This window comes from Delftia sp. SD018 (genome assembly GCF_017355445.1).
GTDB lineage: Bacteria > Pseudomonadota > Gammaproteobacteria > Burkholderiales > Burkholderiaceae_C > Comamonas > Comamonas acidovorans.
Genome location: NZ_JADDRN010000007.1, coordinates 162957 through 177040, shown reverse-complemented (window position 1 = coordinate 177040; position 14084 = coordinate 162957). Strand labels below are relative to the sequence as shown.

15 protein-coding genes are annotated in these 14084 nt (G+C 67.3%); 5 read left to right on the top strand and 10 right to left on the bottom strand.

Annotated features, from left to right (window positions below):
- Window positions 1–66: 66 nt before the first annotated feature.
- The 3 genes from INR38_RS09985 to INR38_RS09975 are packed head-to-tail and all read right to left on the bottom strand — an operon-like array spanning window position 67 to window position 1204.
- Window positions 67–297, bottom strand: coding sequence for a hypothetical protein (locus INR38_RS09985; RefSeq protein WP_088164439.1), 231 nt, complete (start codon window positions 295–297; stop codon window positions 67–69).
- 11 nt (window positions 298–308) lie between these two features.
- Complete coding sequence (locus INR38_RS09980) at window positions 309–716, bottom strand: VOC family protein (protein WP_013801980.1); 408 nt, start codon at window positions 714–716, stop codon at window positions 309–311.
- Window positions 713–1204: an AraC family transcriptional regulator gene (locus INR38_RS09975; protein ID WP_088165458.1), complete on the bottom strand. Its 492-nt coding sequence runs from the start codon at window positions 1202–1204 to the stop codon at window positions 713–715. Before INR38_RS09975 ends, INR38_RS09980 begins: the two co-directional genes overlap by 4 nt.
- A gap of 136 nt (window positions 1205–1340) precedes the next feature.
- Here INR38_RS09975 and INR38_RS09970 point away from each other — a divergent pair, with 136 nt between their 5' ends.
- Complete coding sequence (locus tag INR38_RS09970) at window positions 1341–1832, top strand: hypothetical protein (protein ID WP_012206106.1); 492 nt, start codon at window positions 1341–1343, stop codon at window positions 1830–1832.
- A gap of 86 nt (window positions 1833–1918) precedes the next feature.
- Here the strand turns inward: INR38_RS09970 and INR38_RS09965 are convergent, their stop codons facing one another.
- The 5 genes from INR38_RS09965 to INR38_RS09945 all read right to left on the bottom strand — a co-directional run bounded on the left by INR38_RS09965 (window position 1919) and on the right by INR38_RS09945 (window position 5471).
- Window positions 1919–2527, bottom strand: coding sequence for a DUF4337 domain-containing protein (locus INR38_RS09965; protein ID WP_012206105.1), 609 nt, complete (start codon window positions 2525–2527; stop codon window positions 1919–1921).
- A 100-nt stretch (window positions 2528–2627) separates the two neighbouring features.
- On the bottom strand, window positions 2628–2807 hold the full coding sequence (locus INR38_RS09960) for a DUF2256 domain-containing protein (RefSeq protein ID WP_013801983.1): 180 nt from the start codon (window positions 2805–2807) through the stop codon (window positions 2628–2630).
- A 20-nt stretch (window positions 2808–2827) separates the two neighbouring features.
- Window positions 2828–3898: an FAD-dependent oxidoreductase gene (locus INR38_RS09955; RefSeq protein WP_207442860.1), complete on the bottom strand. Its 1071-nt coding sequence runs from the start codon at window positions 3896–3898 to the stop codon at window positions 2828–2830.
- The gene (locus tag INR38_RS09950) at window positions 3895–4527 is read right to left on the bottom strand and encodes a lipocalin family protein (RefSeq protein ID WP_207442859.1); all 633 of its coding nucleotides are present in this window, start codon (window positions 4525–4527) and stop codon (window positions 3895–3897) included. The genes INR38_RS09955 and INR38_RS09950 overlap by 4 nt, the downstream gene beginning before the upstream one ends.
- The gene (locus tag INR38_RS09945) at window positions 4488–5471 is read right to left on the bottom strand and encodes a MerR family transcriptional regulator (protein ID WP_242699023.1); all 984 of its coding nucleotides are present in this window, start codon (window positions 5469–5471) and stop codon (window positions 4488–4490) included. Before INR38_RS09945 ends, INR38_RS09950 begins: the two co-directional genes overlap by 40 nt.
- A gap of 259 nt (window positions 5472–5730) precedes the next feature.
- Here INR38_RS09945 and INR38_RS09940 point away from each other — a divergent pair, with 259 nt between their 5' ends.
- Window positions 5731–7305, top strand: coding sequence for a methyl-accepting chemotaxis protein (locus INR38_RS09940; RefSeq protein WP_207442857.1), 1575 nt, complete (start codon window positions 5731–5733; stop codon window positions 7303–7305).
- An 85-nt stretch (window positions 7306–7390) separates the two neighbouring features.
- On the opposite strand, the gene INR38_RS09935 is transcribed toward INR38_RS09940, so the two are convergent.
- Window positions 7391–7768, bottom strand: coding sequence for a hypothetical protein (locus INR38_RS09935; RefSeq protein WP_207442856.1), 378 nt, complete (start codon window positions 7766–7768; stop codon window positions 7391–7393).
- A gap of 549 nt (window positions 7769–8317) precedes the next feature.
- Here INR38_RS09935 and INR38_RS09930 point away from each other — a divergent pair.
- The 3 genes from INR38_RS09930 to INR38_RS09920 are packed head-to-tail and all read left to right on the top strand — an operon-like array spanning window position 8318 to window position 12895.
- Entirely contained in the window at window positions 8318–9625 is a 1308-nt protein-coding gene (locus INR38_RS09930; protein WP_043821572.1) for a dicarboxylate/amino acid:cation symporter, read from the top strand.
- A gap of 46 nt (window positions 9626–9671) precedes the next feature.
- Window positions 9672–11552: an ATP-binding protein gene (locus INR38_RS09925; protein ID WP_207442855.1), complete on the top strand. Its 1881-nt coding sequence runs from the start codon at window positions 9672–9674 to the stop codon at window positions 11550–11552.
- Complete coding sequence (locus INR38_RS09920) at window positions 11549–12895, top strand: sigma-54 dependent transcriptional regulator (protein WP_013801992.1); 1347 nt, start codon at window positions 11549–11551, stop codon at window positions 12893–12895. Before INR38_RS09925 ends, INR38_RS09920 begins: the two co-directional genes overlap by 4 nt.
- Window positions 12896–12901: 6 nt before the next feature.
- On the opposite strand, the gene INR38_RS09915 is transcribed toward INR38_RS09920, so the two are convergent.
- The gene (locus INR38_RS09915) at window positions 12902–14059 is read right to left on the bottom strand and encodes a mandelate racemase/muconate lactonizing enzyme family protein (RefSeq protein WP_207442854.1); all 1158 of its coding nucleotides are present in this window, start codon (window positions 14057–14059) and stop codon (window positions 12902–12904) included.
- Window positions 14060–14084: the final 25 nt, after the last annotated feature.

Here is a 14084-nt window from a genome sequence, read left to right as displayed (position 1 = left end):
TTGCGGCGAGCGCGACGTGCCCTTGTCGAAGAATGCGTGCTGGCGGCCATTCAAGGGCCAAGACACCTACCTCGCATCGCCTGGCTTCCTTGTTCCACTGCGTCGCATGCAGACGTACGGCAGCACGAAGAGGTACAGACCGCTCAACAGCAAGAGAAAGAGCGGGGGCAGCGGCGAGTAGCTGACCCAGGAGGGAGGTTCCCCCTGCGCCCGGACAATGAAGTTGGCGAGGACGGTGACCGTGAAGGCGACGGACAGCCAGCGGTGGATTTGCCGGATCCGATGGTTCCAGTTCAAGGCGGCCTCCCTTAGCGGCGCGCCTGGATCATCTTCCACCCGTTCCCCGACGGATCGCGGAAGCCTGCGTCCACGGTGCCGTACCGTGCCACGGGTTCCTGCGTGAATTCCACCCCGCTTGCGAGCATTCGGTCGTAGGCTGCGCGGCAGTCGTCCACGGTCAGTACGAGGGGCGGCATGGCGCCTTTGGCCACAATCGCGCGCACTGCCTGCGCCGTTGCTGCGTCGAGCACGGGCGGGCCGGGTGTGAACAGGCCGAGCTGGAACGACGGCTGTTCCGGGTGCTGCACCGTGAGCCAGCGATAGTCGCCGTTTGCCACGTCCGTGTGGACGCGGAACCCGAGCTTGTCGACATAGAACGCGAGTGCTTCGTCTTGATCGCGCACATACAAACCAACCACTTCAACGCCTTGAATCATGGGATCTCCTGTTGTTCGGGTTCGTTTGTATCGCTTGTTGCCCGGCGTCGCTTCTCCGAAACTGCGGTCGTGAGGTCGGGGCGGTGCGCGGCGCTGACGATGCAGGCGGGCACGCGGCCCAGCTCGCGCATCGTCGCCCGGGCGCGCACCCGGACTGCGCTGGGACTGTCGCCTGTGATATCGCGGAAGGTGCGTCCGAAGGTGCCCAGGCTCGCCCAGCCTGTATCAAAGGCGATGTCGGTAATGGCCAGATCGGTTTCGCGCAGCAGCGTCATTGCCCGCTCGATGCGCCGCGTGAGCAAGTACCGGTGCGGCGGACTGCCGAAGGCCTGCTTGAACGACCGGGCGAAGTGCGCTTCGGACACGCCACTGACCTGCGCCAGTCGGCCGACAGGCCAGGCCTCGTGCGATGCGGCGTCAATGCTGTCCTTCGCGCGCAGCAGCCGGCGCAACAGTTCAGGATCCTGGTGTGCAAGGTCGTTGTTCATGCCGTCTCCGGTGCCATCGGGAAGCATTTTCGTCTCTTGGGAGTCCACGGTTTGGGAATAGACCCCTGCGCACGAACTGTATGGATGGACAGTAGAATTTCGGGCTCGATAGTTTCCACAAGGGAAGGGTCTGGACATGTCCGCAGAACTCGAACAAGAAGTCGTCTCAATCTTCGAAGACCGCCTTTGGCATCACAACGGCTGGGAGGCCCGCGTCATCAAGAATGAAGACGACGATGGCTGGGCCGTTGCCATGACCCAGGACGGCCAGGTGGAGCCAAGCCTGGTCGGCCCGTGGACCATGGGCCGCGACAAGAAAAATCCCAAGCCGCTGGACGTTTCCGCCTTCAACACGCTCGTGAAGACGGCGCACGAGGTGATGCGCCGGCATGAACAGCATCTGGCAGCACAGTTGCACAAGGATGTGCAGATCGTGGTGGGCGGGTCACGCGTGACCGTCTCTCTGGATATCGAGCCCGATGAAGACAATCCCAGCGCCACGCTCACCGCCACTGCCGCCGACGGCAGCGAGCTGGCCAAGGTAGGAGTCAGGCCGGACCATCAGCTCACCCGGACGTCTGCGCAAGCCTGGGCAGAGGCAGGCTACCCCCGTCCCAGCGAGGACTGAGCCGCGGGCAAGGCCGGGGAATCAGGGGGCTGTTTCACAGCTGCCTTCCAAGGCGGATATGCGGCTTTGCGGCTTTGCCACACGCTCTAGATGTGCAGCATGGCCAGCCCGCCCACGCCAAGGCCTAGCGCTGCCACGCCGAGCATGGCGTATTCCAGCCATTTCTTCTTGGTCAGCAGCGCGATGGCTGCAAGGGCAATGGCGACCTGCAGCGCGGTGGTGGCCTGCGCCCAGCGGTGATGCAGATGCATCTGCATCTCGGACTTCTCGTCCCATTGCCGGGCCTCGGCTTCCAGGCGGTCGGCATCGCGCTTGATGTCGTCCTTTTCCTTTTCGTAGCGCTCCACCTTGGCCTGGTAGGCGGCCCGCCTGTCCTCCGTGGTCGCCAGATCACGTGCGAACTCGGACAGCGATTGCTTGGTGCTCTTGGCCTGGAAGAAGGCCCATTGGTTGGCCGCTTCGGTCTTCTTGATGGCTGCGTCGTTCTTGTACAGCCCGGCATTGGCCTGGGTGGCGCCGCCCATGTACGCGAAGATGGCGCCCACCGTGGCGATGACTGCCGTGCACATGGCGATCTGGTTGGTCAGGCTGCCGCCGCCGATGCCGTGGTGGGCGGTTTGGCCATGCTCGCCCTGGGCAGCATGTTCGAGTTCGTGATCGTGTGGGCCGTGGACGTGAAAGCCGCCGGAAGACATAGGTGCCAATTCCTTGATGCAATGGGGTGGCGCATTATGGGGCCGGCCTGGCGGCAATCCAGGGCTCCAGGATGTGCGGGGCGCATGGCCCGCTTGGAGGTCAGCGCCTTGGCTGACGGCCTGCAGATGGGGGAGTGGGATCAGGCGGCAGTCGCGCGGTGCGGCAGCGCTGCGAGCAGTATTTGACCTCGTCCCAATCACGTGCCCATTTTTTGCGCCATGTGAACGCAAGACCGCAGCACGCGCACAGCTTGGAGGGCAGGTGGGGCTTCTTGTGCATGGCGCGGGCGTTCCTGTGGTTCAGCGCGTCAGCGTGGCCAGAGCACGTCGAGCCAGCGCCCGTCCGCTGAGCCAGGCGCCTTCGACGCCTGCGCCGCACATCCAGTCGCCGCACAGGCCCAGGCCCGCAGGCGCGTCCCACCAGCAGCGGTTGACCAGGTGCGGCGCCGGCAGCGCATAGCGCCAGCGGTGGACTGTGACGCGCAGGCCGCCTGGCAGAGAGTCGGACAGAGGGCCGGTCAGAGGGCCGGTCAGGGCCTCGAATGCCTGCAGCAGTTGCCGGGCCACGGATTCGGCGTCCGATTCGATGTGATCCTGGCTCCACCGTGCACTGGCATGCAGCACCCAGGTCTGAGGTCCTTGCGGCACTTGCGGCCCCTGCCGCCCTGGCTTGGCGCTGTCGCGTGCCACCCAGCACAGCGGGCCATCCGTGATTTCTGCCGCATCCCAGTCCAGCGGCAGGGGGGCGTCGGTACGCAGCATGGCCACCCAGCAAGGCTGCATGCGCGCGCTGGCAGCCAGTGCCGCCGCATAGGGCGAGACCGGCTCCAGCAAGGCTGCAGCCTGCGGTGCAGGCACTGCCAGCACCAGGGCGCAGTATTCCGATCCGATCTGCCCGTGTTCAGCGCAGTGCACAGTCCAGCAGGCAGATTCGTACTGCAACTGCTGAACCGTGGCTTGCAGGTGCAGCCGTGCGCCATGCCCCTGTTGTGCAAGCCGCTGGACAAGAAACGCTGCGGGAGAGGTCATGCGCGGCACGCCCACCCAGCGGTCGGGGGCTGCCTCTGCTGGCACCACGTGTGTGCCCTGCAGGCGCACTGCGCGCGGACGCCAGGCGGCGACAACGCCGTGCTGCTCCCACTGGCGCACCTCCTGCACAAACTCCGGGTCCTGGGCCGCAAACGATGGAGCGCCGTGATCGCACTGCCACGCACCCTGCGGATCCTGCGCGCGCCGCGTGCTCATGCGCCCGGATGGGCCTCGGCTTTTCTCGAAGATATCCACGCGGCAGCCAGCCTCGGCCAGCAGCTGTGCACATGCCAGACCTGCCATTCCCGCGCCGATCACCGCGACGGGGGGCGCGCCGTTCACAAGGCCTCCTGGCTGTGCGCTTCCTGGTGGCGATCATGGCTGACCCAGATCAGCGCGCCGGTATCGACGCCCAGTTCCGCGGCCTTGGCGACGACGGATTGCAGCGTCTGCGGGGGCAGTTTCGGCTCCCTGGCCAGTATCCAGCAGTACTGCGTGTCCGGCCCGAGGACCAGCGCCCAGCGGTAGTCAGGGTCCAGGGCGGCCACATGGTAGCCGCCGTAGAACGGACCGAAGAAGGAGACCTTGAGCGAAGCCGTGTCCTGCTTGCCCGTGAACAAGGCCTTGCCGACGGCGCGCTGCCACTGGCCCCGGGGCACGGAAAACCCCCGGTTCACCACCTTCACGCTGCCGTCTGCCTGCGGCGTGTACTCGGCGGTCACATCGGTCATGCCCCGCTCGAAACCATGGTCCAGCCGTGCCAGTTCGTACCACAGGCCCTGGTAGCGCTGCAGGTCGAACGGTGAGACGGGCGTGACCGAGCCTGGCGGGCGCATGCTGGCGCAACCGCTGGCCAGCAGGCCGGCGCCAAAGGCCGCTGCCAGCAGGGTGCGCCGCCTGGCGGTGAAGACAGGGCGGGGGGCGGGAAAGTTCATGCGTATGTCCTTGGTGTTCTTGTCGTCTGCCGCCATCGGGCGACCAGCGGTTGCAGATCCGTGAGATGGCGCACCGGCGTCATGCCCGCGACCGGGCTGGAATAAAGCGCCGGGCATGCTCCACCGGCCCACAACTCGATGGACGGCGGCAGGTGGCTGCGCAGCTCGCCCAGGCAAGCCTGCGCCATCGCTCCGTTGTGTGCGCTGCTGAAGCTCAGCCCCACGATGTCGGCGCGATGCGCCCGCGCGGCTTGTGCCACGTCGCCGATGGGCGTCTGGGTGCCCAGCGATACGCAGTTGCAGCCTTCCAGGGCCAGCAGGGCTTCGACCATGAGCAGCCCCAGTCCATGCATCTCCTGCGGCAGCGTGGTCAGCAACACCTTGGGCGCGGACGGCGGGGAAGGAGGGGCGAGCGAGGCGATCGCCTGTCTCAAGACTCCGGTGAGCACCTCGGTGTACAGGTGCTCTTCGAACACTTCAAAACGCCCCTGTGCCCAGAAATCGCCGACCGCCGTGGTCAGCGGGGCCACGAGCGTGGTCACGAAACCGGCCAGGCCCATGCGCGACTGGGCCAGGCTCAGGCAATGCCTGAGCTGGGCGGGATCATGTGCGGCAATGGCGTTGAGCATGGGGGCGAAGCGGTCAGAGTCCGCTGCGTTCTCTGAATTTGTCCTGGACAAATCCTTGCCCGGCGAGGTGTCGGCGCGGGCCAGCAACGCCTGCAGGCCGTCCAGATCCACGCCCATCAGCTTGCTGGGGCGCAGCCCCGTATCCATGAGCCGCCGGATCAGGGTCAGTTGTCGAACCTGGTCTGCCGGGTAGCGGCGATCGCCTGCCGAATCCCGTTCAGGCCTTGGAAAGCCGTAGCGTCTTTCCCAGACACGCAGGGTGTCCTTGGCAAGTCCGGTCTCGCGTTCGACGGCCGAGATGGGCAGCCCGGGGCCAGGCGCCAAAGGCAGGGGGTCAGAAAGTGGCGTCATTGATCTGAAGGGGACAAAACGTCCAGTCATGGCCGGGATGTTTTGAGGGATTTTACGAATTGTCTAGGACAAAAATATGTTTTGTCCAATATATTACATAGAGAAACAAAGCGCAGGCCCGCTGGCCGCCACCCGGCAGCCGCTGGCGCAAGTGCTTTGTAGATCCCGGTCAGGAGATGACGGCTCCAGGCGCAGGCGAGGCTTCACACCATGATCGCCGCGCCCTTGTGCAGTCTTTCCGGCCACGCAGTTCGTACCGATGATCATCATGAATTTGTCCAACTGGCCACTGGCCCGCCGTCTCGCAGCTGCCTTCGCATGCGTCATCGCCATTTTTCTTCTTGTCATCGCGCTGGCCGTGAGCAGCCAGTCCCGGCTCAAGGAGGCCCAGCAATGGAACGAGCACACCTTCAAGGTGATGTCCCAGGGACAGCGCATGCTCACGGGCATGGTCAACATGGAGACGGCCTCGCGGGGCTATCTCCTGTCGGGTGACTCCCGTTTTCTTGCTCCATGGGATGAAGGACTCAAGGAGTTCGAGGCCTCCTGGCAGGAGGCCGTACGCCTGACCGAGGACAACCCCGCCCAGCAGCGCCGGCTCGACGGAATCCGGCTGCGCCACCGTGAATTCGTGCAGGCGGTGCAGCCGCTGCAGGCGCTGCGGCGGCAAGTTCAGGACGGCACGGCGACCGTCGAGGATCTGGTCCGCGAGTTCTCTCTGGGGCGCGAGAAGGCGGCCATGGATGGGCTGCGCGCACTGCAGGCGGACCTGGTGCGAGAGGAGGAGGAGCTCATGGCCGAGCGCTTGACGCGCACCGAGTCGCTGGCGGCAATGACGCTGGCGTTCGAGCTGGGCGGCGCGCTGGTGGCCGTCGTGCTGGCCGCTCTGCTGGGTACCTGGGTCACGCGCTCCATCACCGGCCCCATCGGCCGGGCCATCCAGGTGGCGCGCGCGGTGGCATGCGGGGATCTGACGCAGCGGGTGGAGGCCACCACCCACGATGAAGTGGGGACCCTGCTGCGCAGCCTCGGCGATATGAGTGATGCGCTATCGCAGGTCGTGGCCGTCGTGCGCAGCGGCAGCGAATCCGTGGCAAGTGCAAGCACGCAGATTGCCCAGGGCAACACCGACCTGTCCTCGCGGACCGAGAGCCAGGCCAGCGCGCTTGAACAGACGGCGGCCTCCATGGAGCAGCTCGGAGCCACCGTGACCCAGAACGCGGATGGCGCGGGCAAGGCCAACGCGCTCGCGCAGCGGGCCAGCGGCGTGGCCGGGCAGGCGGGCGAGGTGGTCACCCAGGTCGTGGACACGATGAAGGGCATCAGTGAAAGTTCGCGCCGCATCGCCGACATCATCAACGTCATCGACGGCATCGCGTTCCAGACCAACATCCTGGCGCTGAACGCTGCGGTGGAGGCTGCGCGTGCCGGAGAACAGGGCCGCGGCTTCGCTGTGGTGGCCTCCGAGGTCCGCAGCCTGGCAGGCCGCAGCGCGGCGGCGGCCAAGGAGATCAAGGCCCTGATCTCCGACAGCGTCGAGCGGGTCGAACAGGGCTCTGTGCTGGCCGACCGCGCGGGCGGCACCATGGCTGAAGTGGTGACGAGCATACGCAGCGTCACCGACCTCATGGGGGAGATCAGCGCGGCTTCCGCCGAACAACGCAGCGGCGTTGCGCAGGTGGGCGAGGCGGTCATGCAGATGGACCAAGCGACGCAGCAAAACGCGGCCCTGGTGGAGGAAATGGCGGCGGCAGCCACGAGCCTGCGGCAGCAAGCGCATGACCTTGTGCAGTCCGTGAGTGTTTTTCGCCTGGGGCCTCAGGCGCAGGGTTGAGGCAGGGTTGGCGCAGGGTTGACGCACCGGTGAAGACACGGTGCGGGACCCTGGGAGAGCGGGCCCCTCTACAGACGCCGGAGCATCAGCTGCTGCTGCCGTCCTGCCCGGACATCGGCCGGCGTTCAAACAGTTGTGCCATGGCTTTGGCGGCTGTCTCGGCCGCTTCGGCGCGGCGCATCTCGGCCGCGTCTTCAAACCCGCAGCCCATGGCCTGAGCCTCGGTGCCGGCGTAGTCGGCCAGCGTCTCGGCGCTGTCGCGGATGCTTTGCAGGGCGCGGGCCACCACATCCATGTGGCGATGGCCCTTGGGCGTCTCCAGCCATGCCAGGGCGAGCTGGGCGATGGAGGAGATCTCTGCACAGCCTTGCTGCACGAGATGGTCCACCTGGGTGAGGGCATTGGACAGTTGACGGGTGCTGTGGCTGTCCGTGGCGGGAGTGGGCTGGGTGGTGGGGTTCATGCCTTGGCCCTCCGTGTGGAAGGGGCGGCGCCAGCAGAGGGCGCGCAGGCGAGTGCGAGGAAAACGGCGTTCATGCTTGATGCTCCATTGCAAAGCGAATTCACTGGCCTTTGCGATTGCATTGATCCGTGAATTGCATTGACAGACCTCGCTTTCGAAGAGGTTGTGCCGCTGTGTGATGGAGGTGTTTTGAAGCACCGGCCCCGTGACAGGAGGCCGGTGCGGATGATAGCGCCGGCCGGGAGGGCCGGAGGCGGCATGCCCGGCCATCCGGTTTTCCGAACGACGCAGGCGTTCCATCGTTCGGATTTCCGTGCCACCTTATGCATAAAAGTAAGGTCGATATAGGCGAATCAAGCAGTTAGCGCGGGGTGCGGGGGCCGGATGCGGCTGGCACGGTCTGTGCACTGTCAGGCGCAGGCCACGTGCATCGTGGTTGTGTATGCAGGGAGACAAGCCCGTCTTCGCTGTGGCATCCGGCCCGTGGCCGGCAGCCGTGGTGGCCGGGCTCGCTTGCAAGACCGAAATACGTCCAACGAAAAAATCCGCATGAAATTCAACCGCTTGACCACCATGGTGCTCGTGGCCATGGTCCTCGGCGTGCTGGTGGGCTATGCCTGCAACAGCTACGCACCCACGCCCGAGGCCGCCAAGGAAATCGCCAGCTACTTCGGCATCCTCACCGATGTCTTCCTGCGCATGATCAAGATGATCATCGCGCCCCTGGTGTTCGCCACCCTGGTGTCGGGCCTGGCCAACATGGGCGACGCCAAGGCCGTGGGCCGCATCGGCGGCCGCGCGCTGGGCTGGTTCATCGTGGCCTCGTTCTGCTCGCTGGCCATCGGCCTGATCTATGCGAACGTGCTGCAGCCCGGCCATGGCCTGAGCGTGGCCCTGCCGTCGTCGGCCGAGGGCCTGAACCTCAAGACCTCGGCGCTGAACCTCAAGGACTTCATCGCCCACGTGTTCCCCAAGAACATCTTCGAGGCCATGGCGACCAACGAGGTGCTGCAGATCCTGGTGTTCGCGCTGTTCTTCGGCATTGCGCTGGGCAACCTGCACAACCAGGCCGCGCGCTCCATGGTGGGCCTGATGGACGAAGTGGTCCACATCATGCTCAAGGTCACCGACTACGTGATGCGCTTCGCCCCCGTGGGCGTGTTCGGTGCCGTGGCCGGCACCATCACCATCCATGGCCTGGGCATGCTGTCGGTGTTCGGCAAGTTCATGCTGTGCTTCTACCTGGCCCTGGCCACGCTGTGGGTGCTGCTGATCGTGGCCGGCTACTGCGTGCTGGGCCGTGACATCTTCCGCCTGCTGAACCTGATCCGCGGCCCGCTGCTGGTGGGCTTTTCCACGGCCAGCAGCGAATCGACCTATCCCAAGCTGATGGAGCAGCTGGAGAAGTTCGGCATCAAGCCGCGCATCATCGGCTTCGTGCTGCCGCTGGGCTACTCGTTCAATCTGGACGGCTCGATGGTCTACACCACCTTCCTGGCCATCTTCATCGCCCAGGCCTACGGCATCGACATGACGCTGACGGCCCAGATCACCATGCTGCTGGTGCTGATGGTCTCCAGCAAGGGCATTGCCGGCGTGCCGCGCGCATCGCTGGTGGTGGTGGCCGCCGTGCTGCCCATGTTCGGCCTGCCCGAGGCGGGCATCCTGCTGATCCTGGGCATCGACCACTTCCTGGACATGGGCCGCACGCTGACCAATGTGCTGGGCAATGCGATCGCCACGGCCGTGGTGGCCAAGTGGGAAGGCGCCGTCGATCCGACCGCGGCCACGGATGACGACGAGTCCCTGCTGCCCACGGACCATTCCGAGCAAGGGCGGCCCGCTGTCTCGGCCTGAGGCCCAGGCGGCGCTGGGGGGCACTGATAACATCGGTGCCTTCACCATGCCCGCCCGCCGCCCCCTGCGCCAGCTCATCCTGCTTTTGCTGTGGCTTGCCCTGAGCGGGCTGAGCGGCTGGGGTGCGTACCTGCTGGCGCAGCGGCTGGGCATCGCCGATCTGCGTGCCACGGGCATGCACCGGCTGGAGCTGTACGGCGCCAGCCTGCAGCGCGAGATCGGCAAATATGCCTTCCTGCCCGACGTGCTGGCACTGGAAGGCAATGTGCAAAGGCTGCTGGCCGAGCCCGGCGACGAGCAGCTCACCAACCGCGTCAACGCCTACCTGGAGCAGCTCAACGACCGCGCGGGCACGCTGACCGCCTACCTGGTCGATGCGCGCGGCCACGTCGTGGCCTCCAGCAACTGGCGGCGCTCCGACAGCTACATGGGCGAGGACCTGAGCTTTCGCCCCTACTACCGCACGGCCATGGCCACGGGCAGCGCGCGCTTCTTCGGCATTGGCACCACGCGCGGCGAGCCCGGCTACTACCTGGCCTCCACCCTGGGCGACGACACCCACACGCTGGGCGTGGCCGTGGTCAAGGTCAGCCTGGACCAGCTGGAGCAATCGTGGTCCACGGTGGAGGCGCCCGTGCTGGTGGGCGACGAGAACGGCGTCGTCATCCTGGGCACGGTCTCCGACTGGAAATTCACCACCTTGCGCACGCTGGACGAGGGCACGCGCGCCGCCTTCGACCACACGCGCCAGTACAACCGCCGCGCGCTGGAGCCGCTGGGCCTGCAGGTGCTGCGCGACCTGGGCCAGGGCGCGCGCCTGGTGCGCATTGCCCGCCATGGCGAGGAATCGCCGGGCTCGGTCTACCCGGTCAGCGGCCGCTTCCTCGCCCAGTCGCGCCAGCTGCCTGGCACGCCCTGGACGATCACCGTGCTCTCGCACCTGGAGCAGGTCGACCAGCTGGCCCAGAGCCGCGCGCTGGCCGCGGCCGTGGGCGCGGCCTTTGTGCTGCTGCTGGCCATGATGGTCAACGAGCGCCGCCGCCACCTGCGGGACCGGCTGGCCGCGCGCGAGGCGCTGCAGGCCGCGCACGACGAGCTCGAGCGCAAGGTGGAGCAGCGCACGGCCGACCTGTCGGCCGCCAACGAGGCGCTGCAGGCCGAGGTGGCCGAGCGCACCCACGCCGAGGCCACGCTGCGCGCCGCCCAGGACGAACTGGTGCAGGCCGGCAAGCTGGCCGTGATAGGCCAGCTGTCCACGGGCGTGGCGCATGAACTCAATCAGCCGCTGACGGCGCTGCGCACCCTGGCCGGCAACAGCCAGCGCTTTCTGGAGCGCGGCGATACCGAAACCACGCGCGTGAACCTGGAGCGCATGGCGCAGCTGGCCGACCGCATGGGCCGCATCACCGGCCAGCTGCGCAACTTCGCGCGCAAGTCCAGCGGCGCCAGCCAGGCCGTGCCGCTGGCGCATGCGCTGGACAATGCGCTGGCCGTGCTGGAGTCGCGCGTGGCCGAGACCGGCGCCCGCATCCTGCGCGATGACGGCGTGCCCGAGGCCGTGGCCTGGTGCGACCGCAACCGCATCGAGCAGGTGCTGATCAACCTGATCAACAACTCCCTGGACGCCATGCGCGGCCAGCCCGCGCCCTGCCTGGAGCTGGCCTGCGCCGTGGCCGATGGCCGCGCCCAGGTCACCGTGCGCGACCACGGCCCGGGCCTGAGCGAAGCGGCGCAGGCCCATCTGTTCCAGCCGTTTTTCACCACCAAGGAAGAGGGCGTGGGCCTGGGCCTGGGGCTGGCGCTGTCGGCCGGCATCGTGCGTGAATGCGGCGGCACGCTGACGGGCAGCAACCATCCGGGCGGCGGCGCCGTCTTCACGCTGAGCCTGGCCCTGGCTCCCTCCACACCCTCTGCCCACACACCATGACCGACGCCCTCAAAGTCCTGATCATCGAGGATGACCCCGACATCGTGCTCGGCTGCGAGCAGGCGCTGCAGCTCGAAGGCATCGCCTGCGAAAGCGTGGGCAGCGCCGAGCAGGCGCGCCGGCGCCTGTCGCGCGACTTTGCGGGCATCGTGGTCAGCGACATCCGCCTGCCGCGCATGGACGGCATGGCCTTCCTGCGCGAGCTGGTGGCCATGGATGCCGAGCTGCCCGTGGTGCTGATCACCGGCCACGGCGACATCTCCATGGCCGTACAGGCCATGAAGGACGGCGCCCAGGACTTCATCCAGAAACCCTTCGCCCCCGAAACCCTGGTCGGCGCCGTGCGCCGCGCCCTGGAGCGCCGCCGCCTGGTGCTGGAAGTGCGGGCGCTGCGCCAGCAACTGGACCAGCGCGACAGCCTGGAGCACCGGCTGATAGGCCGGGCGCCCAACATGCGCCAGCTGCGCCAGATGCTCACGGGGCTGGCGCAGAGCGCGGCCGATGTGCTGATCCAGGGCGAGACCGGCACGGGCAAGGAACTGGTGGCGCGCTGTCTGCACGAAGCCAGCGCGCGGCGCGAGGGCAACTTCGTGGCCGTCAACTGCGGCGGCCTGCCCGACACGCTGTTCGACAGCGAAATGTTCGGCAGCGAGGCCGGCGCCTATACCGGCGCGGGCAAGAAGCGCATCGGCAAGCTGGAGCACGCCAGCGGCGGCACGCTGTTCCTGGACGAGATCGAAAGCATGCCCCTGCCCATGCAGATCAAGCTGCTGCGTGTGCTGCAGGAACGCGTGCTGGAGCGCCTGGGCTCCAACACCCTGATCCCCATCGACTGCCGCGTGATCGCGGCCACCAAGGTCGATCTGCTGGAGTTGAGCCGGCAAGGATTGTTCCGCGCCGACCTCTACTACCGCCTGAACGTGGCCACCGTCTCGCTGCCGCCGCTGCGCGAGCGGCGCGAGGACGTGCCGCTGCTGTTCGAGCACTTCGCGCTGCAGGGCGCGGCGCGCCACCAGCGGCCCGTGCCCGAGCTGACCACCGCGCGCGTGCAGCAGTTGCTGGGCTATGACTGGCCAGGCAACGTGCGCGAGCTGCGCAACGTGGCCGAGCGCACGGTGCTGGGCATCGAGACCGGCTCGCCCCCCTTCGGCCAGCCGGCCGGCACCACCGCGCAGGACGCCGCGCCCCGTCCGCTGTCCGCCGCTGTCGAGGCCTTCGAGCGCGCCCTCATCGCCGACGCTCTGCGCCGCCACGCCGGCAGCCTGGCGCGCACGGCCGAAGCCCTGTCCATGCCCAAGACCACACTGCACGACAAGATCCGCAAGTACGGGTTGGATGGGTAGGCACCCTCAACCCCGCTCCCCGAACTCCACGCTTTCGCGCGTCCAGCGCCGCGCCTGCTCGCTCAGGCTCAGTCCCAGGCCGGGGCGCGTGGGCACGAGCATGCGGCCATTGGCGATTTCCAGGCGTTCGTTGAACAGCGGCTCCAGCCAGTCGAAGTGTTCCACCCAGGGCTCGTTGGCGCAGGTGGCGGCCAAATGCACGTGCAGCTCCATGGCGAAGTGGGGCGCCAGGCTCAGGTGGGCCAGTTCGGCCTGGGCCGCGATCTGCAGGAAGGGCGTGATGCCGCCCACGCGCGGCGCGTCGGGCATGAGGAAGTCGGCGCTGCGGTGGCGTATGAGATCGCCGTGCTCGGCGGCGCTGGTCAGCATCTCGCCGGTGGCGATCGGCGTGTCGAAGCGCGCGGCCAGCGCGGCATGGCCTTCGTGGTCGTAGGCGTCCAGCGGCTCCTCGATCCAGACCAGGTTGAATTCCTCGAAGACACGGCACATGCGCTGGGCCGTGGGGCGGTCCCATTGCTGGTTGGCATCGACCATGATGGGCGCGGCATCGCCCAGGTGGGCGCGCATGGCCTCCACGCGCCGTATGTCCAGCGCGCAGTCGGGCTGGCCCACCTTGAGCTTGATGCCGCCAATGCCGCGCTCCAGCGAGGCGCTGGCGTTGCGCTTGAGTTCATCCAGCGGCGTGTGCAGAAAGCCTCCCGAGGTGTTGTAGCAGCGCACGGATTCGCGCTGCGAGCCCAGCAGCTTGGACAGCGGCAGGCCTGCGCGGCGCGCCTTGATGTCGTACAGCGCCACGTCAAAGGCCGCGATGGCCTGGACGGCCAGCCCGCTGCGGCCCACGGAGGCGCCGGCCCAGCACATACGTGTCCACAGCCGTGCGATGTCGCTGGGGTCTTCGCCCAGCAGGGAGGGCGCGATTTCGCGGGCATGGGCGAACTGGCCCGGGCCGCCTGCGCGCTTGGCGTAGCTCAGGCCCAGGCCCCGGTGGCCGTCGCGGGTCTGGATCTCGGCGAACAGCATGGCGACCTCGGTCATGGGCTTTTGGCGGCCCGTGAGTACCTTGGCATCGCTGATGGGCCGGGCCAGGGGGAGGTAGCAGGACGACAGGCGTATCCACTGGATGCGGTCCTGGCTGATGGTTTCGGAGAGCGCGGAAGAGGTCATGGCTGCGGAGTGCGGTGGTTGGAAA

Coding starts and splice junctions, on each gene's coding strand:
- INR38_RS09935 (WP_207442856.1), bottom strand. CDS start 7,768: ATGAACCCCACCACCCAGCCCACTCCCGCCACGGACAGCCACAGCACC.
- INR38_RS09980 (WP_013801980.1), bottom strand. CDS start 716: ATGATTCAAGGCGTTGAAGTGGTTGGTTTGTATGTGCGCGATCAAGAC.
- INR38_RS09930 (WP_043821572.1), top strand. CDS start 8,318: ATGAAATTCAACCGCTTGACCACCATGGTGCTCGTGGCCATGGTCCTC.
- INR38_RS09960 (WP_013801983.1), bottom strand. CDS start 2,807: ATGCACAAGAAGCCCCACCTGCCCTCCAAGCTGTGCGCGTGCTGCGGT.
- INR38_RS09965 (WP_012206105.1), bottom strand. CDS start 2,527: ATGTCTTCCGGCGGCTTTCACGTCCACGGCCCACACGATCACGAACTC.
- INR38_RS09970 (WP_012206106.1), top strand. CDS start 1,341: ATGTCCGCAGAACTCGAACAAGAAGTCGTCTCAATCTTCGAAGACCGC.
- INR38_RS09925 (WP_207442855.1), top strand. CDS start 9,672: ATGCCCGCCCGCCGCCCCCTGCGCCAGCTCATCCTGCTTTTGCTGTGG.
- INR38_RS09950 (WP_207442859.1), bottom strand. CDS start 4,527: ATGGCGGCAGACGACAAGAACACCAAGGACATACGCATGAACTTTCCC.
- INR38_RS09920 (WP_013801992.1), top strand. CDS start 11,549: ATGACCGACGCCCTCAAAGTCCTGATCATCGAGGATGACCCCGACATC.
- INR38_RS09975 (WP_088165458.1), bottom strand. CDS start 1,204: ATGAACAACGACCTTGCACACCAGGATCCTGAACTGTTGCGCCGGCTG.
- INR38_RS09945 (WP_242699023.1), bottom strand. CDS start 5,471: ATGACGCCACTTTCTGACCCCCTGCCTTTGGCGCCTGGCCCCGGGCTG.
- INR38_RS09915 (WP_207442854.1), bottom strand. CDS start 14,059: ATGACCTCTTCCGCGCTCTCCGAAACCATCAGCCAGGACCGCATCCAG.
- INR38_RS09940 (WP_207442857.1), top strand. CDS start 5,731: ATGATCATCATGAATTTGTCCAACTGGCCACTGGCCCGCCGTCTCGCA.